This is a genomic window from Sphingomonas sp. P3_C5, assembly GCF_056402635.1.
In genome coordinates this window covers 90,660-111,919 of record NZ_JBFUHA010000010.1, presented here as the reverse complement: position 1 = coordinate 111,919, position 21,260 = coordinate 90,660, and the positions used below count along the sequence as shown (strand labels likewise).

Genomic DNA, 21,260 nt, shown 5'->3' with positions numbered 1-21,260 from the left:
GGGGCGGCATTCAGGGATAATCCGCCTGGCGGAAATACAGCCCATCCGACGGTGCGTTCAGCCCAAGCTGCGCGCGGTCGCACGCTTCCAGCGCTGACTGTACATCGTCCGGAGACCATTTCCCTTGCCCGACCAGCGCCAGGCAGCCGACCATCGAGCGTACCTGGTGATGCAGGAACGACCGTGCCGAGGCAAAGACGCTGATCCGCTCGCCCGTCTCCACCACATCGAGCCGATCGAGCGTCCTGAGCGGGCTGTCCGCCTGGCAGTGCGCCGATCTGAAGGTGGTGAAGTCGTGACGTCCAACGAGGCGCGCAGCGGCTTCGGCCATAGCTGTGGCATCGAGCCTGCCGGGTAATCGCCACGCCAGCCCGTTCTCGAAAGTCAGCGGCGCGCGGCGTGTGACGATACGGTATTCATAGTGGCGCGCCGTACAGGAGAAGCGCGCATGCCAGTCGTCGGGCACGACCTCGCAAGCGAGGATCGCCACCGGTGCTGGCCGCACTACGGCGTTGAGCGCCTCCTTCAGCCGGAACGGCGTGATCGGCCGCTCGATATCGAGATGGGCGCGCATGCCGGTTGCGTGGACGCCGGCATCGGTCCGCCCGGCGGCGTGGACGGCCACCGTCTCCCCGGTAATCTTTCGCGCCGCCACCTCGATCGCTTCCTGCACGCTCGGTCCATGGGCCTGGCGCTGCCAGCCCATGAAGGGGCGGCCGTCATATTCGATGGTGAGCGCGAAGCGGGTCACGCGAGCTGAGTGCCCGGCGGGATGGGGAAACCGCGCAGTAATTCGGCTGACGTCATGACGCCACGCCCAGCGCGCTGGAGGAGGAGAGGACGGATTCTCCCCTCGGCGCAGGCAATGGTGAGGGTGTCGTCGAGGACCTCCCCATCGGCCCGGCCTCCGCCGGGATGACGATCGATCTCTGCCGCGAGCACTTTTACCCGCTCGCCCGCGACTTCAAAGAATGCGCCTGGCACCGGATTGAATGCCCGGATCTGCCGCTCGACCTCAACCGCGCTTCGCGACCAGTCGATCCGCGCCTCTGCCTTGTCGATCTTGGGCGCATAGGTGACGCCATCCTCGGGCTGCGCGACTGGAGGATAAGCTTCGATATCGCCGAGCACCTGGACCATCAGCCTAGCACCCATCGCACTCAGTTCGTCGGTCAGTGTGCCGGCGGTCTTGTCGTCGATCGGCGTTCGGCCCTCTAGCCGCACCGGCCCGGTATCCAGCCCCACCTCCATCTGCATGATGCAAACGCCGGTTTCGCTATCGCCAGCCAGGATAGCGCGTTGGATGGGGGCCGCACCCCGCCAGCGCGGTAGCAGCGAGGCATGGACGTTAAGGCAACCGCGCCGCGGCGCGTCCAGCACCGCACGGGGCAGGATAAGGCCATAGGCGGCGACGACCGCCACATCCACGTCCAGAGTGGCGAATTCGGCCTGCGCTTCGGCGTCCCGCAACGTCAGCGGGGTACGGACGGGGATCCCCAGCACCTCGGCTCGCGTCTGCACAGGGGAGGGCGTCACCGCCTTGCCACGCCCGGCGCGACGTGGCGGCTGGCTGTAAGCCGCCACGACGTCATGGCCTGAATCCACCAGCGCCTGAAGCACCGGCACCGAGAAATCGGGGGTTCCCATGAAGACGATCCGCATGGATCTGCTCTGGCCGCTTGGCAGAGGGCAGTGCAACCCCCTATCTGTTCTGCATGGCATCTCCCGAGATCGAAGCGCTCACCCAGGCACTGGCCCGGCTGCCCGGCCTGGGCCCCCGTTCGGCACGCCGTGCGGTGCTGCATCTGCTCAAGAAGCGTGAGGCAGCGCTTGGGCCGTTGCTGTCAGCTCTCACTGCTGTGGAAGAACGACTGGCAAGCTGCTCTGTCTGCGGCAATATCGATACAACTAACCCATGCGGCGTCTGCGCCGATCCGCGCCGCGATGCCCGCGCTTTGTGTGTGGTCGAGGAGGTTGCCGATCTGTGGGCGCTTGATCGCTCGCGGCTGTTCCCAGGGCGCTTTCATGTGCTGGGTGGCCGGCTCTCGGCACTCGAAGGCGTGCGGCCCGAGGATCTCGCGATCGATTCGCTCGTCCGGCGCATTGAAGCAGGCGGTGTCGACGAGGTCGTGCTGGCGATGAATGCGACGCTCGAAGGCCAGACCACTGCGCACTACATCGCCGAGCGGATCGAGCGCTTCCCGATCCGCGTCACCCAGCTCGCGCACGGCCTGCCGGTCGGCGGAGAGCTCGACTATCTCGATGAGGGCACGCTCGCTCAGGCGCTCAGGGCGCGCCGGCCGGTTTCCTGATATGGGTGTATCACCCGAAACTTGACGCCKGGCCTCCTCTTTCCTAGCTCGCGATCATGTCCGTCCTCAATATCCTCGAAGTTCCCGACCCCGGCCTGCGCGCCGTGGCGAAGCCTGTCGCCCAGATCGACGAGTCTGTCCGCGCGATCATCTCCAACATGTTCGACACGATGTACGACGCCCGGGGCATCGGTCTCGCCGCGACTCAGGTCGGGATAGAGCAGCGCATCGTCGTTATCGATCTGCAGGAGCCCGAAAGCGACGCTGAGGACGCCAAGCCGATCCGCGCCCCTCTGGTGTTCGTCAATCCCGAGCTGGTGTCGGTCAGCGAGGAGACGGCGCTCTACAATGAGGGATGCCTCTCGATCCCCGATCAGTATGCCGAGGTCGAGCGCCCCGCGCGCTGCCGGGTGAAATGGCTAGATGGTGAGGGTGCCGCGCATGAGGCCGATTTCGACGGCCTGCTCTCAACCTGCATCCAGCACGAGATCGACCATCTGAACGGCGTGCTGTTCATCGACCATATCTCGCGCCTCAAGCGCGACATGGTGCTCAAGAAGCTGGCCAAGGCCCGCAAGGCAGCCTGATCCGCCACCTCGCCTGCGCTGGGGTGACGCACTCTCTTTACCCTCCGCAAGCCGTCACTCTCGCCTTTGAGGCCAAGAGCCACCGTGCCGCCCAACGCGTCGGCCTGTGCCGCGCAAGCATTTACCTTATCGCCTCGCAGGCCTAAGGTTCACCCAATGTTCCAGCGAGGCATATCATGACCGGCCTGACGATCCCTCTGGCGCTGATCGCCGTCCTGCTTGTCGGGCTTGTGATCGGGTGGTTCCTCGGTGGCCGTGGTGCCGCCGCCGCGCTGGCGGAACGCGATGCCAGGACCGAGGAGTTCAAACGCGCCATCGTTGATCTCGCCGGCGCCGAGGAACGCGCGCGCGCCGCCACGCAGCTGCGCGACGAGCTTGACGTCATTCGCAACGAACGTGATGGATTCCGTACGGAAAATGCGAGCCTGCGCGCCCATGCCGAGGCCTTTGAGGCACGGCTCGAGGAGTTCAGGAACAGCCGCGAAGCGATGACCGGCCATTTCAACGAAACCGCCAGCAAGCTGCTCAACGAAGCCCAGAAAGCATTTCTCGAGCGCGCCGAAGCTCGCTTCAAACAGTCCGAGGAGACGGCCGGCCAGAACCTCAAATCGATGCTCCAGCCCGTCAGCGACCGGCTCCTGAAATATGAGGAGACCGTCACCAAGGTCGAAAGCGAGCGCCAGGGCGCGTTCGATCAGCTCAAGGGCCAGCTCGAAGGGCTGCGCGTCGGCCAGGAAAAGGTCAGCAGCGAAGCGGCCAAGCTGGTCAACTCACTCCGCAATGCGCCGAAGTCCCGGGGGCGCTGGGGCGAGCAGCAGCTTAAGAATGTCTTGGAAACCTGTGGCTTATCAGAACATACGGATTTTCAGACTGAGGTGAATGTCGTGAGCGACGATGGCGGCCGGCTGCGCCCGGACGCGATCATCCGGGTCCCCGGCGGCCGTGCGCTGGTGATTGACGCCAAGGTCTCGCTCAATGCCTATCAGGACGCCTTCGGTGCGGTCGATGAGGCTGAGCGGCTGATCGGCCTTGCCGCCCACGCCGCCTCGATGCGCGCCCATGTCAACGGTCTCGGCAACAAGGCCTATTGGAGCCAGTTCGCCGACGCGCCCGATTATGTCATCATGTTCGTGCCCGGCGAGCATTTCCTGTCGGCTGCGCTCGAGCATGATCCGACGCTCTGGGATTTCGCCTTCGAGAAGCGCGTGCTGCTCGCCACCCCGACCAATCTGATCGCGATCGCGCGCACCGTCTCGGCGGTCTGGCGGCAGGAGCGGCTCGCGAAAGAGGCGCGGCAAATCGGAGAGCTCGGCAAGGAGCTCTATGATCGCCTCGCCAAGGCGGCGGGCGATCTGCGCAAAGTGGGCGGCGGACTGACGTCGGCGGTCAATAATTACAACGCGTTCGTCAGCAGCTTCGAAACTCGCACCCTGGTGACGGCGCGCAAGCTGCGTGACCTCAATATCGAGCCAGGCGCCCGAGAGATCGAGGATGTGCCACCAGTCGAGGCGCTTGCGCGCTATGGCGATACGCCGGCGTTGATCGAGGGGCTGAGCGAAGCGGCGGAGTAAACGCAGGACAGCTAGGTGGGGAGTAACGAGGATGGTTTTCTGGTTTGCGCTGATGCTTGGGACAGCCGCTCCGGCGATGCCTGCACTTCAACATGAAGCCACGAGCGCTGCGGCGCAAACGCTCGACGGGCGTGCCGACCACATCGCCGATTTGATCGTAGCCAAGCAGGTGGCGGATGCGACAGCGCTCGTCGATCCGCTGCTCGAAGAATTTGAAAAGGCCAATGCAGGCGAAAAGCGCCACATCTATTGCGCGGCCGATGCGGCCGAATCGCGGCGCTACATGGATGAAGTCCGAGCCCAGAAACCCGCAAGCCCCGCTGTCGTGATCGGGAAGGGGTGGTGTGTGGCGCTCTGGGCCAAGGGATACCTGCTGGACGATGGCGGCCAACCCGCGGCTGCGATCCCCTATCTGGTGCGCGCCGCCGCCATGCGGCCCGCTCAACGCCAATATTGGGCGGAGCTGACCTTTGCCTATCAGGCGATCAAGGCGTGGCCCGAGATGCTCGATGCCGGTCGCCACGCCGCATCCCTGGCGGCAGAGGCCGATGGGTCCGATCGTACGGCGTTCCTCTGCAAGGCATGGCACAGCATGGCCTATGCGCAGATCGAGCTTGGCCGCTGGGATGACGCGACCGAATTGCTGAACAAGTGCCTCGCGCTGGATCCCGGCTATGAAAAGGCGAAAACCGAGCTGGAATATATCGCGCGCAGCCGGCCAAAGACCTGATCCGACCAATTCCATTCAGGTCCGAATCCGTTCCATTTGCGGACGGCGAGCCGGTGACGAAATGGCGTCATGCCCGAATATGCTGTATGTTCCGGGGGTCATCGAATGCCTGCAGGACCAGACGATGTTTGCCAGAGCCCGCCGCCGCTATCTCGATATCCTTGCCTCGGTGTATATCTACAACGAGCATCGTGGATATCAGAGCCTCGACCGGGTGCTCGAGGCGGTCCGCGCGAAATATCCGGACGACGGCGATTTCATTGCCCAGGTCGAGAAACACCGGGCCGACGAGCGCAAACATTATCTGATGTTCAGGCGCTATTTCGAGCATCTCGGCATGAAGCCCTTCTTCGTCGATCGCACCTGCGGCCATATCGACCGGCTGATCAAGCTCACCTTCGGCTGCCATATCGACGATCTGGATACGGCTGCCGTGGTCGCTAGCGACACCCTGTTCAATCGCCTGTGCCGGATCGTGATGATCACCGAGATCAGAGGCATGAACCAGGTCGATGACCTGCTCCAGTCCTTCATCGTCAAATCTGATCATGCGCTGATCAAGATATTCAAGGTGGTCGAGCGCGACGAGCCGTCACACTGGATGCCCTACAAGGCCTGGCTCAAGGCGCATGATGGCGGCATGCCCAGGCTTTCGGAGCGGATCGCCGACGCCTGGGTCCATCGCAGCCTGATCTTCGTCAAGCTGCCCTTGTTGTACCTCAATCCCTGGCTGAGGCGCCGAACTGACTGGCAGGACAGCCACGACACCGAGCCGGTCGAGCAGTTGCTGGCTGCCTGAAGCTTAGTCCCGCTCGGGGAAGCCACGGCCCGCCCGCACCAGCACCATCGTCCGGGCGCCCCCCGCGCTCAGCACGAGCTTGTCGTTGCGATTGGAACTCACGCTGAGAGGCCGACCGAGCAATTGAAAGATCGCCTGTTCCTCGAGCATGATCGGCCCAAGGCATGCCATCTTGGTCGAGATCAGTGGGCCTGCCGTCAGCGTGCCGCGTGCGAAGCGGTATGAACCGCCAAAGCTATTGCAGCCGCCGTTCCCGCTGATCCGGCCATCGGTAAAGCTGATCGCCGGTTGGCGTCCGCTGCGGATCGCATGGCCGTCCACTGTCTCGATCAGCCATTTCCCGTCGATCACCGGCGCGCGCGCCTGCGCCAAGATCGGGTCGCCGCCGCAGCCGCGCACGGTCCGGCGACCAACCGTCACCATCACCCGCTCGGGGAACTCGCGGTCGCTCATGCCGTCATTGCAGGGCGCGCGGGTGATATCGATGGTGATGCGGGGTGTGACGTAGCGGCGCCCGTTGAAGCTCGGCCGTGGCTCTGGCGCCGTGGTCGTCACACGGGTCCGGCCGTAATCGCCGACATAGCGGATCAGGCCATGGTGGATCGTCAGCGTCCAGCCCGGCTCAGTGCCCAACGCACGATATGGCGCCTCGGGTGGTGCGGCGATCGCTGAACCGGCGAGAAACAGGGCAGGGGCAACAAGGGCAAGCGCGATCTTCATCTTCGTCTCCTTGCCTGGTCGGATAGGAGAGCGCGCCTGAACCGCTCGTTACGCAGCGGTTCAGCGGCGGGAAGGATTTTGCGCCAGCACTTCATAAGCCATCACCGCAGTCGCGACCGCTGCATTGAGGCTGTCGGCCTTGCCCAGCATGGGGATCTTGACCAGCAGGTCGCAGGCGGCGGCGTAGTCGGCGGGCATGCCCTGCGCTTCGTTGCCGGTCAGCAGGAAGGCCGGCGCCTGATAGGTCGCGGCGCGATAATTTGTCTCGGTATCGAGGCTGAGCCCGACCAGTTGCCCCGGCCCGGCGCGGAGCCAGGCGAGGAAGTCAGTCCAATCGGCCTGGACGATCGGCACGGTGAACAGCGCGCCCATGCTAGCGCGCACTGCCTCTACCGAGAAGGGATCGACGCATTCGCCGATCAGGATCAGCCCGCCGGCGCCGACAGCATCGCCGGTGCGCAGGATCGTGCCGAGATTGCCGGGATCGCGCAGCCGTTCGGCGACCAGCCAGATATCGGCGCTGCTACGGTCGAGCGACTCGAGCGAGGTGGCGAACTCCGGGAAGACCCCGACCACGGCCTGGGGGTTGTCCTTGCCCGAGAGCTTCGAAAGGATGTCGGGAACCGTCTCGATCGCCTCGCCGCCAGCTGCCTCGACATCTGCGATAAGGGCACGGACGAGTGGGTGGCCGGCGCTGTCGCGGGCGAAGAAGAGATATTCCGGAATCCGCCCGCTTTCCCGCGCCTCGGTCAGAATGCGCAGGCCCTCGGCGAGAAACAGCCCTTCCTCACGCCGATGCCGCTTCTCACGAAGCTGGCGGACACGCTTGATGAGCGGGTTGGAGTAAGCGGTAATCTCGCGGGGCATCTACTTCTTTCTTCCCCCCTCCCGCTTGCGGGAGGGGCCGGGGGTGGGCTCCCGCTATCCTCGAATGTTCCACTTGTGGGGGCCGGGAGCCCACCCCCAACCCCTCCCGCAGGCGGGGAGGGGAGTAAGAAGGAATCAATCCTCCCCGAACTTAGCCTCGACCAGCTCGCACAGCGCCCCGACCGCCTGTTCAGCCCCGTCACCCTCGGCGCTGATCACGATCGAATCGCCCATCGCGGCGCCAAGCATCATCAGGCCCATGATCGAAGTGCCCGTCACTGAACCCGCGCCGTCCTTCTCCACAGCGACCTCGACCGGCTGGGTCGAGGCGAGCGTCACGAACTTGGCACTTGCCCGCGCATGCAGGCCACGCTTGTTGGTGATGAGCACGGTACGGCTGACCGACATCAGGCAGCAGCCTCGCCGAGAACCTCGGAGGCGACCGAGATATATTTCCGCCCCGCCTCGCGCGCGGCGGCGACCGCGTCGACCACTTTCATCGTCTTGCGCGCCGATTCGAGCCGGATCAGCATCGGCAGGTTGATGCCGGCGATCACCTCGATCCGCCCGCGCTCCATCAGCGAGATGGCGAGATTTGACGGCGTGCCGCCAAAAAGATCCGTCAGGACGATCACGCCGCGCCCCGAATCGACCTCGCCGATCGCAGTGGCAATGTCGGCGCGGCGCGCTTCCATGTCGTCCTCGGGCCCAATCGCGATCGTCGCGATTCGCTCCTGCTTTCCCACGACATGTTCCATCGCGGTCACAAACTCCTCGGCGAGGCGTCCGTGCGTCACCAAAACGAGGCCGATCATTCCAACTGAATCCCATCCCCCAGACTAATCTGGTCATGAGCGACACCGGCCGCACCTTCCAGCGAGTCCTGGGGTGCCGCAGCAAGATCGCGGTGCGCGACCGTGGGCGAAAATCCTTCGGCGCGCAACCGTGCCGCGACGCGTTCGGCGACATGGACTGAGCGATGTCTCCCCCCGGTACAGCCAAAAGCGATCGTCACATAGGATTTGCCCTCCGCCCTGTAGCGCGGGAGCAACAGCAGCAGCAGCGATTCGATCTGCGCCAGCGCCGCCTCATAGGCCGTATCATCGGCGATATAGGCGCTGACATCGGCGTCGAGCCCGGTCCCGGGTCGCAATTTCTCCACCCAATGCGGGTTGCGCAGGAAGCGCATGTCGAAAACGAGATCGGCATTGCGCGGCACGCCCCGCGCGAATCCGAACGAAGTGACGGATATGGTCGGCTCGCCCAGCCCCTCGCCTGAGAAAGTGGAGCGGATTTGCTGCGCCAGTTCGTTCGCCGTCAAGTTGGTCGTATCGATCAGCCGGTTCGCCCGGTCGCGAAGGGGGGCGAGGAGCTCGCGTTCGCGGGCGATGCCGTCACTCGCGGGCCGGTCGAGCGCGAGCGGATGGCGGCGCCGCGTCTCCGAATAGCGCCGCTCGAGTTCGCCGCCTGCGCAATCGAGGAACAGCATGCCGATGTCATGGCCATGATCCCCTCGGAGCTTCCTGATTCGCTTGAGGATCCTCTGGGGATCGAAATCGCGGGTGCGGGCGCCGATGCCAAGCGCGAGCGGCTGCGACACGCGCTCGGCGCCCTCTGCCAGTGGTGCGTCGAGCAGGCGATCGAGCAGCAGCAGAGGAAGATTGTCGACGACCTCCCAGCCAAGGTCCTCGAGCGTCCTCAGCACAGTCGACTTGCCGGCACCCGACATGCCCGTGACGAGCAATATGTCCTTCGGATCGCGTTTCATGACGTCACGTCTAGCAGGTGGCGCAGGGCGAGTTCCACCTTGATCGGTGCGGAATGTTGATGGGGATCAATCGCGATCTCCGGAATCGGGACACCCACGATCGATCGCACGGCCGGTTCGGGCAGGCGCTCAACCTCGGTGGTCAGTCGCACCAGCAGCGAGATGGGAATCTGCGCGACATTGGCGATGGGGAGAATGCCCACGCCGCGCACCTCAATCCGCCCCGCAATCGTCGGTGGCGCGCTCGCGATCAGTGTGTCGCCGGACCTTGCCAGTACCGTATAATCGTCGCTGACCAGCACCGCACCGCGATCGATCAGCCTGAGCGCGAGGTCGGATTTCCCCGCACCCGAAGGCCCTTCGAGCATCACCCCGCGACCATCGATCGCCACTGTCGAGGCGTGGAGCGTCTCACTCATCTCTGGTCAGCCAGCGGCAGCCGGACGACGAAGCGCGCGCCGCAGAGCCTGTCCTCGCGCGATTCTACCACGATATAGCCCTGATGACCCTCGACGATCGTCCGGGCGATCGCGAGGCCGAGGCCTGAATGCTTGCCGAACTCCTCGCTCTCGGGGCGGAGCGACTCGAAGCGCCTGAAAATCTGCTCGCGCGCCTCTTCCGGCACGCCCGGCCCCTCATCCTCGACCCGGACGACGAGATCGTCATCGTCCAGCACGGCGGCAATCACGATCAGGCCGTTGTCGGGCGAGAAGGAGATCGCATTCTCGATCAGGTTCTCGAAGACGCGTTCAAGCCGCGCGCCTTCGCCCATCACAACGAGTTGCTCGCCGATCTTGTGATCGAATCTTATCTGGATACCGCGCTCGATGCCTCTGGCGATGCGGCTGTCGAGCAGCGCGGCAATCATCGCCCCGACATCGACCGACTCGAACTTGGCGCGGCTCAACTGAGCATCGAGTCGCGAGGCCTCGGAGATGTCGGTGATCAGCCGGTCCATGCGGTGGACATCGTCGCGGACGATCGCGAGCAGTCGCTCCTGCAATTCTGGGTCACGCACCGAGTTCAGTCCGTCGACCGCTGAACGGAGCGAGGCGAGGGGGTTCTTCATTTCATGTGCCACCTCGGCTGCGAACGCTTCAGTCGCGTCGATCCGGGCACGGAGCGCGAGGCTCATGTCGGACAAAGCGCGGGCGAGCATGCCGACTTCGTCGCGCCGTGAGGGCAGGCGGGGCACCACCACTTCGCGCGCGCGGCCAAGCCGAACGCGTACGGCTGCACGGGCGAGTCGGCGCAGCGGACGGACGATCGTCCGCGCCAGGAACAACGACAGCAGCACCGAAACGATCGAAACGATCGCCAGCACCACGCTCAGGCGGAAGCGCTCGATCCGGACGATCTGGGTGATGTCGCGGGCATTGAGCGTCGTCATCACCACCCCGCCGGTGGGCAGGGCGGCGGCTGCGGTGATCACCGGCGTCCGGTCCGGCGCGCGCCACACAGTCGCCGGCGCGCTTTCAGTCGTGCGCGCGGTGTGGACGTCAGGCCATTCATTGCCATTGACCTGCTCGCGGTAAAGCGGCGCGCGCGGCGCTCGGACGACGGTATCGATCATCGCGTCGAGCAGTCTCGCGGCGTTTTGTTGCCAGTCCTCCTTGTCCGGATCCTGGAGCACGAAGTTGCGTAGCCCCAGCGCTCTGGTGTCGCCGATCTGCTTGCCCTGGCCGTCGTACAACCGAATCCGCGCGCCGCTGTCCCGCGCCAGCCGCAGGGTGAGCACATCGCGCCGCTCGGGCGGCACAGCGCCGATCGCCTCAGCGATTAGTCGCACCTCGCGGCTTGCCTGTGCGACCCGGAAATCGACGATCCGGCTGCGATAGCTGTCGAGATAGAAGAAGCCGCCCGCGAGCAGCGCAAGCGCGAAGATGTTGACCGCAAGGATGCGCGGCGTGAGCGAGACCTGCCCGGACCAGCGGAGCGTCAGCTCGCGGTCGTCACTCCTCGGAGAATCGATAACCCGCGCCATATAAGGTCTCTATGGCATCGAATTCGGGATCGATCTGCCTGAACTTGCGGCGCACGCGCTTGATATGGCTGTCGATGGTGCGGTCATCGACATAGATATCGTCATGATAGGCGGCATCCATCAGCTGGTTGCGCGTCTTCACGATCCCCGGGCGCTGGGCGAGCGTCTCGAGGATCAGAAACTCAGTGACCGTCAGCGTCACATTCTCGCCGTTCCACGTGACGCGGTGCCGCGCGGTGTCCATCGCCAGCCTGCCACGCTCCAGGGCGACGCCGGCACTCTCTTCTTCTCCGCCTGCGCCTGCCTGGGCCAGCTCGGCGCGGCGGAGGATGGCTCGGATGCGCGCGATCAGCAGCCGCTGCGAGAAGGGCTTGGAGATATAATCGTCCGCGCCCATCGCCAGCCCGAGCGCTTCGTCGAGCTCATCGTCCTTCGAGGTCAGGAAAATGACCGGTGTCGTGCTCTTCTCGCGCAGCCGGCGGAGCAGCTCGAGTCCGTCCATGCGCGGCATCTTGATGTCGAAGATCGCGAGGTCTGGCGGATTCTCGATCAGCGCCTTCAGCGCCGTCTCGCCGTCCGAATAGACGCGGGTGAGGAATCCCTCCGCCTGGAGGGCGATCGAGACTGAAGTCAGGATGTTGCGGTCGTCATCGACGAGCGCGATCGAAGCCGTCATCGGCGTGCAACCCTTGTGTTGTAGACATCCGGGTTAGTCCAAAGCGGGCGCCCGCTCAACTCGCTCCCTGCTCGCACCACCTTGTTACGTGATATGACAAATTGTCTCGACTGGACATTTGCTCGATTTCAGACATATGCGCGACTCGTATCCAAACATTCGTGTTCGGCATCAACCACACTGCCATATTTCAGGAGAAAGAAGCCCGTGAGCGATCGCATTCCGGACGCCGGCCTCGAGGCCCAGGGAATTGAAACCCGGGCAACCTTGCACTGGAATCTCGTCACCGCGCGGCTGATCGAAGCCGCGGTTGCACGAGGTGAGGGCAAGCTTTCCGCCGATGGCCCGCTGGTGGTCGAAACCGGCCCGCACACCGGTCGCTCCGCGCAGGACAAGTTCATCGTCCGTGATGCCGAGACCGAAAAAACGGTCTGGTGGGGCAAGAGCAACAAGGCAATGACACCGGAGCATTTCGCCGCGCTCAAGGCCGACTTCCTCGCTGCCCTTAAGGACAAAGAGCACCTTTTCATCCAGGATCTGTTCGGCGGTTCGCAGCCGGAACACCGCGTTCGCGTCCGCATCGTGACCGAGCTCGCCTGGCACAACAGCTTCATCCGCACGATGCTGGTCCGCCCCGAAGAGAGCCAGCTTCGTGGCTTCGAGGCCGAATATACGATCATCGACCTGCCCAGCTTCCGCGCTGACCCGGGGCGCCATGGCTGCCGGTCGGAGACGGTGATAGCCGTCAACTTCACCGACAAGCTGATCCTCATCGGAGGCACGCGCTATGCGGGCGAGATGAAGAAGTCAGTGTTCAGCCTGCTCAATTATCTGCTGCCGCCGACTGGCGTGATGCCGATGCACTGCTCGGCCAATATCGGCCCCAAAGGCGACACCGCCGTGTTCTTCGGCCTGTCGGGCACCGGCAAGACGACGCTCTCGGCCGATGCAAGCCGCACGCTGATCGGCGATGACGAGCATGGCTGGTCCGATACCGCCGTCTTCAACTTCGAGGGCGGCTGCTACGCCAAGATGATCCGTCTTTCGGCCGATGCCGAGCCGGAGATCTTCGCGGTGACCAAGCGTTTCGGCACCGTGCTCGAGAATGTCGTGATGGACAATGTCACGCGCCAGCTCGATCTCGACGATGCCAGCCTCGCCGAGAACAGCCGCGGCGCCTATCCGATCGACTTCATCCCGAATGCCTCGGCAGAGAATATGGGGCCGGTGCCGCGCAACATCGTGATGCTCACGGCGGACGCTTATGGCATCCTCCCGCCGATCTCGAAGCTCACGCCGGATCAGGCCATGTACCACTTCCTCTCGGGCTATACCGCGCGCGTCGCCGGTACCGAGATCGGCGTGACCGAGCCCGATGCGACCTTCTCGACCTGCTTCGGCGCCCCCTTCATGGCGCGTCACCCGTCGGTCTATGGCAACCTGCTCAAGAGCCGTATCGCCAAGGGCGGGGTGGATTGCTGGCTGGTCAACACCGGCTGGACCGGCGGCAAATATGGTGTCGGCCGCCGCATGCCGATCAAGGCGACCCGCGCGCTGCTCAACGCAGCGCTCGACGGCAGCCTGAACAATGCCGAGTTCCGCACCGATCCGAATTTCGGCTTCAAGGTTCCGGTGAGCGTGCCGGGCGTGGATTCCTCAATCCTCGATCCGCGCGAAACCTGGGCCAACAAGGCCGAATATGACGCGACAGCGGCCAGGCTGGTCGATCTGTTCGTCGATAACTTCGCCCAATTCGCTGACGATGTGGACGAGGGGGTGCTCCAAGCCGCTCCCAGGACCGCCGAAGCAGCCTGAAACGCCCGGTCATCGATCGGGCCCGACGAGAAAGCCCGATCGATGACCGACCTTCCTTACCGCCCCTTCGCAGATGACGCCGCGATCCACCGGATCGGCGAAGGCTTGCTGGCGCGCACGCTCCCACGCGACGACTGGACCCACGAGGCACACCTCGCGGCAACGCTATGGCTGATCCGCGACCGGCCTGATGTCGACGTCGACACCAGGATCGCGACCATCATCTCCCGCTACAATGAGAGCGTGGGCGGGGTGAACGACGACCACCAGGGCTATCACGACACCATTACTCATGTTTTCGTCGCGGGGATTCGGCTGCATCTGGCCGGGCGCCCAGGCGGCGAACCGGTCGCGGACGCCGTCAACAGCCTTCTCGCGAGCCCAATGGGGAAGCGCGACTGGCCGCTCCGCTTCTACAGTCGTGATCTGCTCTTTTCCGTGTCCGCGCGACGCAAATTCGCGGCCCCCGACCTCGCACCTTTGCCAGAGGCGTGATAGGGCAGCGCCTTATCCCCCAGCCGCGAAGGATCAGCCATGGGAATGCTCGACGGACTGCTCAGCCAGGTCACTGAAAATGTCGATGTGAAGAACCTCGCGGCCAAAGTGGGGCTGACGCCCGAACAGATCGAATCGGCTGTGACCGCGCTCGGCCATGCCCATGCCGCACCGGGAGACACAGTCGATACCGCCGCTGCATCGACCGGCCTGCCGGCGGATATCCTCCAACAGATCGTCGGCCATATCGGCGGCGAGGGCGCGCTCGGCAAATTCGCCGGCCTGCTCACCGCCCAAGGCGGCGAGGGCGTCCTGGGCCAACTGGGCGATATCGCATCGGGGCTGTTCGGCAAGCACTGAGGGCCAGGCACGAGCCACCGACGCACTCCCATCACTCGCCGCGAGCCGCGCTGGCGAGCCGCGCTGGCGAGGCACAGGGCGATGGGATAGATCGTGCTGATGACCGAGACCGAACATTATCGCGCGCAGGGCTATGTCGCGCTGCCCCGGCTTTTCTCTCCGCAGATCCTGGGCGGATTCTATGAGGTCATGCGCGCGGATCTCGGCCTTAGCGAGGCGGGCGCCCGGAAATTCATTGCGCGTGGGCCCTTGCTGACCAAGGACGCCATAGAAGTCTATGCGCTGCAATATCCGCCGATGCTGACCTTCCTCTGGGGACTGACCCCGCGCATCGCGCTGGCGACCGGGTGCGAGCTGTTGCCGACCTACGCGTATTTCCGGCTCTACCAGAAAGGCGATATCTGCCGCGTCCACACGGATCGGCCGGCATGCGAGCATAGCCTCTCGCTCACCATCGCCTATGGCGGCGATGAGACCTGGCCCCTCTCGGTCGCCACAGACCCCGATCCCGAACCAAAGCCGGTCGCTCACGAAGACTTCGGGGGCAGCCCCTATGGCTCGGTTGCGATGCAGCCGGGCGACGGCGTCCTGTATCAGGGGGTCCATCACCGCCACGGACGGATCGATCCCAATCCGAACCCGTGGTCGGCGCATCTTTTCCTGCACTGGATCGACGCCAATGGCCGCTATCGCGATCAGGCGTTCGATCGCCCGACCATAGAGCGTACGCGCGGCCGAATCTGATCGGCACTGCCTGCTGGCGGGCTCAGGCGGGCTCGACCAGCAGAACACTCCCCGCCGCGCCGGTGATCCGCACAGTCGCGCCGGCCGCGGCATCGGCTCCTTGAGCGATCCACGCGCCGTCACCCACGCGCACCCGGCCTTTACCCGCGACGATCGGCTCGCAAACCTCGGCGGTCGTCCCGATCAGCCGCGCCGCGCGATCATTGAGCAGGGGATCGGCGGTGGCGGGACCCTGCTTGTACCAGTGCCGTCCGAGCCCGACCGCGCCAGCGGTGAACAGCGCGAACAACAGCATCTGGAGAAGGAGCGGTGTGCCCGGCACGACGAGCACGGCCACGCCCGTCAGCACTGCGCCCGCCGCGAGGAAGATCATGAAGAACCCGGGCGCAATCAGCTCGGCAATGGCGAGCAGCAGCGCACCCGCGAGCCAGAGCGCGCCGAGGCTCCATTCCAGCCCGAACACAGTCATGCCGGACCTCCTTCAAACGGGCCGCGCGGTTTCTGCGGGCGCGCCGGCGGCGGGGCGGGCCGCTCGCGCAGCGCATCGCGCGCCAGCTCGCCGATCCCGCCAAGCGTACCGATCAGCTGAGTCGCCTCGACCGGGAACAGGATCGTCTTGGCATTGGGCGAGGTCGCGAACTTGCCGACCGCCTCAACGTATTTCTGCGCGATGAAATAGTTGATCGCCTGGGTGCTGCCGCCCTCGATCGCGTCGGACACCATCTTGGTCGCGGTCGCTTCAGCCTGGGCCGAGCGTTCGCGCGCTTCGGCGTCGCGGAAGGCAGCTTCCTTGCGGCCCTCCGCCTCCAGGATCTGCGCCTGTTTCAGGCCCTCGGCGCGGTTGATCTCATTCTGCCGCGCCGCCTCGGATTCGAGGATCGTCGCGCGCTTCTCGCGCTCGGCCTTCATCTGCCGGGTCATCGCATTGACGATGTCGGCGGGCGGCCGGATGTCCTTCAGCTCGACACGGGTGATCTTCACGCCCCAGGCTTCGGTCGCCTGATCGACGACGTGGAGCAGCCGCGTGTTGATCTCGTCGCGCTTCGACAAGGTCTCGTCGAGGTCCATCGATCCCATCACCGTGCGCAGATTGGTGGTCGAGAGCTGCATGATCGCAAGATAAAGGTCGCTCACCTCATAGGCAGCCTTGGCGGCATCGAGCACCTGGAAGAACACCACGCCGTCGACCGCGACCATCGCATTGTCCTTGGTGATGATCTCCTGGCCCGGTATGTCGAGCACCTGCTCCATCATGTTCACCCGCCGGCCGACGCGGTAGAAGAATGCCGGGTAGAAATTGAGCCCTGGCCTGGCGACGGTGGTGAACCGCCCGAAATGCTCGATCGTGTAGTGATAGCCCTGGCGGACCACCTTTATGCTCGTCATGAAATAGAAGATCACGGCAAGCAGCACGAGGCCGGAGATGGTGAGCGTCATGGGCGAAATCCCCCCGATTATCGATGCCGCGTGAACCACGGCAATGCGCGCAGAATAGCAGATTGGCGGGGGCGTTATAGCGAAATGCGACACGAATAGAGCGGCGCCGCGCCACCGCGTGCTGATTGACGAAAATGCCGCGGCACTGCACTGCGACGAGATCTCTTCGGAGAAACTCCCTGGGTTGGATTCGAAAACGCCCAAAAAAGGAGTGTTCGATGAAGAAGATCTGTACCGTGTTCGAGATTGACCGGACGACGCATCAGGCGACTGATGCGGTTCGTGCGGGATGGGTCCTCGATGGCGAAGGTGTCGCCACGATCAAGCATGATGGCACATCGTGCATGGTCAGGGACGGCGTGCTGTTCAAGCGGCTCGATGCCAAACGGGGGCGAACGCCTCCGGAAGGCTTTGAGCCGTGCGAGGCGGCGCCGGATCCGGTGACGGGTCATTGGCCGGGCTGGGTCCCAGTCCGCGCCGACGAACCAGGCGATCGCCATCATCTGGAGGCGTTCCGCGAAGGTCTTGATGACGGAACATACGAGCTGGTCGGTCCGAAGGTGCAACGGAACCACTATGGGCTCGAGCGTCATGAGCTTTGGCGACATGGCGCGGCAGTGGTCGAGGTGAAGCGAACGCGGGAGGCAATCCTGCAATGGCTGCTCGATCACGAAGAGGAGGGTCTGGTCTTCCACCACGAAGACGGACGGATGGCCAAGGTACGTCGAAAGGATTTTCGCATGCCTTGGTGATCGTGGGGCGGGCCTTCTGGCTCGCCCCCTTCTTCCCCTAGCGCATCTCCCGACCCTTGTTTACATGGACCGCCACGACTCGCCCCCCATGCGCAGGAATTGGCACCCAATGGACATTCGCCTCGGCCTCACTTTCGACGATGTCCTTCTGTATCCGGCTGAATCGGATATCGTCCCGAGCCAGACCAACACAGCGACCCGGCTGACGCGCGGCATCGCGCTCAATATCCCGGTGGTGTCGGCGGCGATGGATACCGTCACCGAGGCCGATATGGCGATCGTGATGGCGCAACTGGGCGGCATCGGCGTCCTCCACCGCAACATGACGATCGACGAGCAGGTCGCGGCCGTCCGCGCGGTGAAACGCTACGAATCGGGCATGGTGGTCAACCCCATCACCATCGCGCCCGAGGCGACGCTGGCCGAAGCGCAGGCGCTGATGGCGCATCACCGCATCAGCGGCATTCCCGTCACCGAGAAGAGCGGCAAGCTGGTCGGCATTCTCACCAACCGCGACGTGCGCTTCGCCGGCAACCCGCACCAGCCGGTCGCCGAGCTGATGACCCACGAAAATCTCGCCACCGTCTCGCCCGGCGTCAACCAGGAACAGGCGCGGCGCCTGCTTCATCAGCGCCGCATCGAGAAGCTGCTGGTCGTTGACGAGGATTATCGCTGCATCGGCCTGATCACCGTCAAGGATATCGAAAAGGCGGTGATGTACCCCAACGCCACCAAGGACGAGACCGGCAGGTTGCGCGTCGCCGCCGCCAGCACGGTCGGCGACAAGGGTTTCGAGCGCACCGAGGCACTGGTCGATGCCGAGCTCGACCTGATCGTGATCGATACCGCGCATGGCCATAATATCGAGGTGTCGCGCGCGGTCGAACGCGCCAAGCGGCTGTCCAACTCGATCCAGGTGATCGCCGGCAACGTCGCCACCGCTGAGGCGGCGCGCGCGCTGATCGATGCCGGGGCCGACGGGATCAAGGTCGGCATCGGTCCGGGTTCGATCTGCACCACCCGCGTCGTGGCCGGCGTCGGCGTTCCGCAGCTCACCGCAGTGATGGACTGCGCCGAGGAGGCCGCGAAGTCAGGCGTGCCGGTGATCGCCGATGGCGGCATCCGCACTTCGGGTGACATGGCCAAGGCGATCGCGGCCGGCGCATCGTGCGTGATGATCGGCTCCCTGCTCGCCGGCACCGAGGAAGCGCCGGGCGAGACCTTCCTCTACCAGGGCCGCTCGTACAAATCCTATCGCGGCATGGGGTCGGTCGGCGCGATGGCGCGGGGCTCTGCCGACCGCTATTTCCAGCAGGACATCAAGGATCAGCTGAAGCTCGTCCCCGAGGGGATCGAAGGGCAGGTCGCCTATAAGGGCCCGGCGCGCGAGGTGATCCACCAGCTGGTCGGCGGCGTGCGCGCGGCGATGGGCTATACCGGCTCGGCGACGATCGAAGACCTCCAGAAGCGCGCGCGCTTCATCCAGATCACCGGCGCGGGCCTGCGCGAAAGCCATGTCCATGACGTGACGATCACCCGGGAAGCGCCGAACTACCCGACTCAGTAACAGACGGGCTCGCGGCGGCGCTCGCCCGATCCTGTTCTGCGCGAGCAACCAGAACGAGATTATATGAACAGGGCTGCCAGAGTCGCGATTTCTCAGGAAACGCTTCAGATTATCGAGGCAGGCGCCTATCGTAACGGCACCGGCGATCTCGTGTCGATACAAGCCGCGGCATCCGAAGCAGTTGCGAATACAAGATTATTCAAGCCGGAAGATTTTCCGTCGCACATCGATCCGATCCGGCGCGACGTGGCAACCATGTTCGAGCTGACCGACGAAACCACCCTGGCGGCGGCTTCTCGTCTCAGCGATGATGACGACGATGTTTTGGTTCTGAACTTTGCGTCCGCCAAGAATCCCGGCGGAGGTTTTTTGAGCGGCTCCCAGGCTCAGGAGGAATCCCTGGCGCGGTCGTCGTCGCTATATTCCTGCCTGAATGCGAAGTTCGAGATGTACGACTTCAACCGTGCGAACGATTCCTGCCTCTATTCAGATTGGATGATCTACTCGCCGAAGGTGCCGATCTTCAGGGACGATGACGGCGCGTTGCTCAACGCGCCTTATATGGCCTCTTTCGTTTCGTCGCCCGCCGTCAACGCCGGCGCGGTCCGGCGCAACGAGCCCGATCGGGTCGGCTTGATCGATACCGTCAATCGCGAGCGTGCCCGCAAGATTCTGTGGATAGCCAGCCAGCACGGTCATCGCACGTTGATCCTGGGCGCGTGGGGATGTGGGGTTTTCCAGAACGATCCTCGCGCAATCGCCGGGATGTTCCACGATCTCCTGACCGGAGAATATGCGAACAGCTTCGAGCGCGTGATCATGGCGATCTATGACAAGACGCCCGATCGCGATGTGTATGGGGCGTTTGCGGAGTTCTTCCCGGCATGACCCCCTCATCCCGAGTCCAGGCAGCGATCGAGCTGCTTGATGCGATCATCGCCGCCGCACGTGATCAGGGCGCCGCCGCTGATACGCTGATCGCCCGCTATTTCGCTGAACGCCGCTATGCCGGCAGCAAGGATCGCCGCGCGGTCCGCGAGCTCGTCTACGCCGCCATCCGGCAGCTCGGCGAGCGCCCGCGCAGTGGCCGGGCCGCGATGCTGACCCTCGCCGCGCAGGATCCGGAGATCGCCGCGCTGTTCGACGGTATCGGCCACGGGCCACCATCAATCGGCGCCAGCGAAGTCGCGGCAAAGCCCGGCGTCGCACCCGAATGGATGCTGTCCCGGCTCGAAAAGTCCGAAGTCGCCGAAAGCGAATGGCCGGCGCTGATCGATCGCGCGCCGCTCGATATCCGGATCAACTGGCTCCAGCCCGCACCGCCGCCGATCGAGGGCGCAATCCCGATTCCCGGCCTCCCCGATGCGCTCCGGCTCCCGTCAGGCACCAATATCGAGACGCTCGACGCCTATAAGGGCGGCGCGATCGAGGTGCAGGATGCCGGCAGCCAGATCGTCACCCTCGCGGCGCATGCGGCACCCGGCACGCGCATCGTCGATCTCTGCGCAGGTGCCGGCGGCAAGACGCTCGCGCTCGCCGCGCTGATGGGCAATGAAGGCGTGCTGCTCGCGACCGACACTGATCGCGCCCGCCTCTCGCGGCTCGCGCCGCGCGCGGCGCGGGCAGGGGCCACGATCGTCGAGACCAGGCTGCTCAATCCCAACCATGAGACCGAAGCGCTCGAGGATTGGGCGGGGACCGCCGATTGCGTGCTGATCGACGCGCCCTGTTCGGGCACCGGCACCTGGCGCCGCAATCCCGAGGCGCGCTGGCGACTGTCGCCCGACCGGATCGAGCGCCTCGTCGAAACCCAGCGTCATGTCCTCGAGATCGGTGCCGGTCTCGTCAAACCCGGTGGCGCGATCGTTTATATCGTCTGTTCGCTGCTGGACGAGGAAGGTGCTGGGCAGGTCGCGCATTTCCTGGCCACCCATCCAGGCTGGCGTTCCGCGTCACTCACGCTCCCCGCCGGGCGGGTCCGCGGCGACGGTATCCGCCTCACGCCGGGGCATGACGCGACTGACGGGTTTTTTGTCGCAAGACTTGAAAGCCCATGCTAGCTCTGGCCATTGTGCT

25 protein-coding genes are annotated in these 21,260 nt (G+C 64.6%); 13 read left to right on the top strand and 12 right to left on the bottom strand.

Features of this window, described 5'->3' with window-relative positions:
• Positions 1-10 precede the first annotated feature (10 nt).
• Together truA and fmt are read right to left on the bottom strand one after the other, a co-directional pair.
• The gene (gene truA / locus AC1DVS_RS21765) at positions 11-751 is read right to left on the bottom strand and encodes a tRNA pseudouridine(38-40) synthase TruA (protein WP_478026313.1); all 741 of its coding nucleotides are present in this window, start codon (positions 749-751) and stop codon (positions 11-13) included.
• Positions 748-1,662, bottom strand: a complete 915-nt coding sequence (gene fmt, locus AC1DVS_RS21760) for a methionyl-tRNA formyltransferase (RefSeq protein WP_478026312.1) — start codon at positions 1,660-1,662, stop codon at positions 748-750. The genes truA and fmt overlap by 4 nt, the downstream gene beginning before the upstream one ends.
• A 53-nt stretch (positions 1,663-1,715) precedes the next feature.
• Here fmt and recR point away from each other — a divergent pair, with 53 nt between their 5' ends.
• From recR to AC1DVS_RS21735, 5 genes are all read left to right on the top strand, one after another.
• Positions 1,716-2,312, top strand: a complete 597-nt coding sequence (gene recR / locus AC1DVS_RS21755; protein WP_478026310.1) for a recombination mediator RecR — start codon at positions 1,716-1,718, stop codon at positions 2,310-2,312.
• Between the two features lie 56 nt (positions 2,313-2,368).
• Positions 2,369-2,899 (top strand): peptide deformylase, encoded by a 531-nt coding sequence (gene def / locus AC1DVS_RS21750; protein ID WP_478026309.1) that lies wholly within the window; start codon positions 2,369-2,371, stop codon positions 2,897-2,899.
• A gap of 176 nt (positions 2,900-3,075) precedes the next feature.
• Complete coding sequence (locus tag AC1DVS_RS21745; protein ID WP_478026307.1) at positions 3,076-4,470, top strand: DNA recombination protein RmuC; 1,395 nt, start codon at positions 3,076-3,078, stop codon at positions 4,468-4,470.
• A 31-nt stretch (positions 4,471-4,501) separates the two neighbouring features.
• Entirely contained in the window at positions 4,502-5,200 is a 699-nt protein-coding gene (locus AC1DVS_RS21740; protein ID WP_478026306.1) for a tetratricopeptide repeat protein, read from the top strand.
• Between the two features lie 124 nt (positions 5,201-5,324).
• The gene (locus AC1DVS_RS21735) at positions 5,325-5,999 is read left to right on the top strand and encodes a ferritin-like domain-containing protein (protein ID WP_478026305.1); all 675 of its coding nucleotides are present in this window, start codon (positions 5,325-5,327) and stop codon (positions 5,997-5,999) included.
• Positions 6,000-6,002: 3 nt separating this feature from the next.
• Here the strand turns inward: AC1DVS_RS21735 and AC1DVS_RS21730 are convergent, their stop codons facing one another.
• The 8 genes from AC1DVS_RS21730 to AC1DVS_RS21695 all read right to left on the bottom strand — a co-directional run bounded on the left by AC1DVS_RS21730 (position 6,003) and on the right by AC1DVS_RS21695 (position 12,014).
• Positions 6,003-6,719: an META domain-containing protein gene (locus AC1DVS_RS21730; protein WP_478026303.1), complete on the bottom strand. Its 717-nt coding sequence runs from the start codon at positions 6,717-6,719 to the stop codon at positions 6,003-6,005.
• 60 nt (positions 6,720-6,779) lie between these two features.
• A complete protein-coding gene (locus AC1DVS_RS21725) occupies positions 6,780-7,586 on the bottom strand; it encodes a TrmH family RNA methyltransferase (protein ID WP_478026302.1) in 807 nt (268 codons plus the stop codon).
• Between the two features lie 135 nt (positions 7,587-7,721).
• Positions 7,722-7,994 (bottom strand): HPr family phosphocarrier protein, encoded by a 273-nt coding sequence (locus AC1DVS_RS21720; RefSeq protein ID WP_478026300.1) that lies wholly within the window; start codon positions 7,992-7,994, stop codon positions 7,722-7,724.
• Entirely contained in the window at positions 7,994-8,401 is a 408-nt protein-coding gene (locus tag AC1DVS_RS21715; protein ID WP_478026298.1) for a PTS sugar transporter subunit IIA, read from the bottom strand. The genes AC1DVS_RS21720 and AC1DVS_RS21715 overlap by 1 nt, the downstream gene beginning before the upstream one ends.
• The gene (gene rapZ, locus AC1DVS_RS21710) at positions 8,398-9,354 is read right to left on the bottom strand and encodes an RNase adapter RapZ (RefSeq protein WP_478026297.1); all 957 of its coding nucleotides are present in this window, start codon (positions 9,352-9,354) and stop codon (positions 8,398-8,400) included. The genes AC1DVS_RS21715 and rapZ overlap by 4 nt, the downstream gene beginning before the upstream one ends.
• Entirely contained in the window at positions 9,351-9,773 is a 423-nt protein-coding gene (locus AC1DVS_RS21705) for an HPr kinase/phosphorylase (protein WP_478026295.1), read from the bottom strand. Before AC1DVS_RS21705 ends, rapZ begins: the two co-directional genes overlap by 4 nt.
• The gene (locus AC1DVS_RS21700) at positions 9,770-11,338 is read right to left on the bottom strand and encodes a sensor histidine kinase (protein WP_478026293.1); all 1,569 of its coding nucleotides are present in this window, start codon (positions 11,336-11,338) and stop codon (positions 9,770-9,772) included. Before AC1DVS_RS21700 ends, AC1DVS_RS21705 begins: the two co-directional genes overlap by 4 nt.
• Positions 11,307-12,014 carry a response regulator transcription factor gene (locus AC1DVS_RS21695; RefSeq protein WP_478026292.1) on the bottom strand — a complete coding sequence of 236 codons (708 nt, stop codon included), beginning with the start codon at positions 12,012-12,014 and terminating at the stop codon, positions 11,307-11,309. The genes AC1DVS_RS21700 and AC1DVS_RS21695 overlap by 32 nt, the downstream gene beginning before the upstream one ends.
• Before the next feature lie 207 nt (positions 12,015-12,221).
• On the opposite strand from AC1DVS_RS21695, the gene AC1DVS_RS21690 reads away from it, so the two are divergent.
• The 4 genes from AC1DVS_RS21690 to AC1DVS_RS21675 all read left to right on the top strand — a co-directional run bounded on the left by AC1DVS_RS21690 (position 12,222) and on the right by AC1DVS_RS21675 (position 15,428).
• Positions 12,222-13,829 carry a phosphoenolpyruvate carboxykinase gene (locus AC1DVS_RS21690; protein WP_478026290.1) on the top strand — a complete coding sequence of 536 codons (1,608 nt, stop codon included), beginning with the start codon at positions 12,222-12,224 and terminating at the stop codon, positions 13,827-13,829.
• A gap of 42 nt (positions 13,830-13,871) precedes the next feature.
• Entirely contained in the window at positions 13,872-14,324 is a 453-nt protein-coding gene (locus AC1DVS_RS21685; RefSeq protein WP_478026288.1) for a hypothetical protein, read from the top strand.
• Between the two features lie 39 nt (positions 14,325-14,363).
• Entirely contained in the window at positions 14,364-14,684 is a 321-nt protein-coding gene (locus tag AC1DVS_RS21680) for a hypothetical protein (RefSeq protein ID WP_478026286.1), read from the top strand.
• Positions 14,685-14,783: 99 nt separating this feature from the next.
• On the top strand, positions 14,784-15,428 hold the full coding sequence (locus AC1DVS_RS21675) for a hypothetical protein (RefSeq protein ID WP_478026285.1): 645 nt from the start codon (positions 14,784-14,786) through the stop codon (positions 15,426-15,428).
• 22 nt (positions 15,429-15,450) lie between these two features.
• On the opposite strand, the gene AC1DVS_RS21670 is transcribed toward AC1DVS_RS21675, so the two are convergent.
• Together AC1DVS_RS21670 and AC1DVS_RS21665 are read right to left on the bottom strand one after the other, a co-directional pair.
• Entirely contained in the window at positions 15,451-15,897 is a 447-nt protein-coding gene (locus tag AC1DVS_RS21670) for an NfeD family protein (RefSeq protein WP_478026283.1), read from the bottom strand.
• The gene (locus AC1DVS_RS21665; RefSeq protein WP_478026281.1) at positions 15,894-16,865 is read right to left on the bottom strand and encodes an SPFH domain-containing protein; all 972 of its coding nucleotides are present in this window, start codon (positions 16,863-16,865) and stop codon (positions 15,894-15,896) included. The genes AC1DVS_RS21670 and AC1DVS_RS21665 overlap by 4 nt, the downstream gene beginning before the upstream one ends.
• 218 nt (positions 16,866-17,083) lie before the next feature.
• Here AC1DVS_RS21665 and AC1DVS_RS21660 point away from each other — a divergent pair, with 218 nt between their 5' ends.
• The 4 genes from AC1DVS_RS21660 to AC1DVS_RS21645 all read left to right on the top strand — a co-directional run bounded on the left by AC1DVS_RS21660 (position 17,084) and on the right by AC1DVS_RS21645 (position 21,244).
• Entirely contained in the window at positions 17,084-17,617 is a 534-nt protein-coding gene (locus tag AC1DVS_RS21660; RefSeq protein WP_478026279.1) for a hypothetical protein, read from the top strand.
• 109 nt (positions 17,618-17,726) lie between these two features.
• Complete coding sequence (gene guaB / locus AC1DVS_RS21655) at positions 17,727-19,184, top strand: IMP dehydrogenase (RefSeq protein WP_478026278.1); 1,458 nt, start codon at positions 17,727-17,729, stop codon at positions 19,182-19,184.
• A 63-nt stretch (positions 19,185-19,247) separates the two neighbouring features.
• On the top strand, positions 19,248-20,072 hold the full coding sequence (locus tag AC1DVS_RS21650) for a TIGR02452 family protein (protein WP_478026277.1): 825 nt from the start codon (positions 19,248-19,250) through the stop codon (positions 20,070-20,072).
• Complete coding sequence (locus AC1DVS_RS21645; RefSeq protein WP_478026275.1) at positions 20,069-21,244, top strand: RsmB/NOP family class I SAM-dependent RNA methyltransferase; 1,176 nt, start codon at positions 20,069-20,071, stop codon at positions 21,242-21,244. The genes AC1DVS_RS21650 and AC1DVS_RS21645 overlap by 4 nt, the downstream gene beginning before the upstream one ends.
• Positions 21,245-21,260 lie beyond the last annotated feature (16 nt).

Excerpts from the sequence above, each read along its gene's own strand:
- fmt (WP_478026312.1), bottom strand. The coding sequence starts at position 1,662 with ATGCGGATCGTCTTCATGGGAACCCCCGATTTCTCGGTGCCGGTGCTT.
- recR (WP_478026310.1), top strand. The coding sequence starts at position 1,716 with ATGGCATCTCCCGAGATCGAAGCGCTCACCCAGGCACTGGCCCGGCTG.
- def (WP_478026309.1), top strand. The coding sequence starts at position 2,369 with ATGTCCGTCCTCAATATCCTCGAAGTTCCCGACCCCGGCCTGCGCGCC.
- AC1DVS_RS21745 (WP_478026307.1), top strand. The coding sequence starts at position 3,076 with ATGACCGGCCTGACGATCCCTCTGGCGCTGATCGCCGTCCTGCTTGTC.
- AC1DVS_RS21740 (WP_478026306.1), top strand. The coding sequence starts at position 4,502 with ATGGTTTTCTGGTTTGCGCTGATGCTTGGGACAGCCGCTCCGGCGATG.
- AC1DVS_RS21735 (WP_478026305.1), top strand. The coding sequence starts at position 5,325 with ATGTTTGCCAGAGCCCGCCGCCGCTATCTCGATATCCTTGCCTCGGTG.
- AC1DVS_RS21730 (WP_478026303.1), bottom strand. The coding sequence starts at position 6,719 with ATGAAGATCGCGCTTGCCCTTGTTGCCCCTGCCCTGTTTCTCGCCGGT.
- AC1DVS_RS21725 (WP_478026302.1), bottom strand. The coding sequence starts at position 7,586 with ATGCCCCGCGAGATTACCGCTTACTCCAACCCGCTCATCAAGCGTGTC.
- AC1DVS_RS21720 (WP_478026300.1), bottom strand. The coding sequence starts at position 7,994 with ATGTCGGTCAGCCGTACCGTGCTCATCACCAACAAGCGTGGCCTGCAT.
- AC1DVS_RS21715 (WP_478026298.1), bottom strand. The coding sequence starts at position 8,401 with ATGATCGGCCTCGTTTTGGTGACGCACGGACGCCTCGCCGAGGAGTTT.
- rapZ (WP_478026297.1), bottom strand. The coding sequence starts at position 9,354 with ATGAAACGCGATCCGAAGGACATATTGCTCGTCACGGGCATGTCGGGT.
- AC1DVS_RS21705 (WP_478026295.1), bottom strand. The coding sequence starts at position 9,773 with ATGAGTGAGACGCTCCACGCCTCGACAGTGGCGATCGATGGTCGCGGG.
- AC1DVS_RS21700 (WP_478026293.1), bottom strand. The coding sequence starts at position 11,338 with ATGGCGCGGGTTATCGATTCTCCGAGGAGTGACGACCGCGAGCTGACG.
- AC1DVS_RS21695 (WP_478026292.1), bottom strand. The coding sequence starts at position 12,014 with ATGACGGCTTCGATCGCGCTCGTCGATGACGACCGCAACATCCTGACT.
- AC1DVS_RS21685 (WP_478026288.1), top strand. The coding sequence starts at position 13,872 with ATGACCGACCTTCCTTACCGCCCCTTCGCAGATGACGCCGCGATCCAC.
- AC1DVS_RS21680 (WP_478026286.1), top strand. The coding sequence starts at position 14,364 with ATGGGAATGCTCGACGGACTGCTCAGCCAGGTCACTGAAAATGTCGAT.
- AC1DVS_RS21675 (WP_478026285.1), top strand. The coding sequence starts at position 14,784 with ATGACCGAGACCGAACATTATCGCGCGCAGGGCTATGTCGCGCTGCCC.
- AC1DVS_RS21670 (WP_478026283.1), bottom strand. The coding sequence starts at position 15,897 with ATGACTGTGTTCGGGCTGGAATGGAGCCTCGGCGCGCTCTGGCTCGCG.
- AC1DVS_RS21665 (WP_478026281.1), bottom strand. The coding sequence starts at position 16,865 with ATGACGCTCACCATCTCCGGCCTCGTGCTGCTTGCCGTGATCTTCTAT.
- AC1DVS_RS21660 (WP_478026279.1), top strand. The coding sequence starts at position 17,084 with ATGAAGAAGATCTGTACCGTGTTCGAGATTGACCGGACGACGCATCAG.
- guaB (WP_478026278.1), top strand. The coding sequence starts at position 17,727 with ATGGACATTCGCCTCGGCCTCACTTTCGACGATGTCCTTCTGTATCCG.
- AC1DVS_RS21650 (WP_478026277.1), top strand. The coding sequence starts at position 19,248 with ATGAACAGGGCTGCCAGAGTCGCGATTTCTCAGGAAACGCTTCAGATT.
- AC1DVS_RS21645 (WP_478026275.1), top strand. The coding sequence starts at position 20,069 with ATGACCCCCTCATCCCGAGTCCAGGCAGCGATCGAGCTGCTTGATGCG.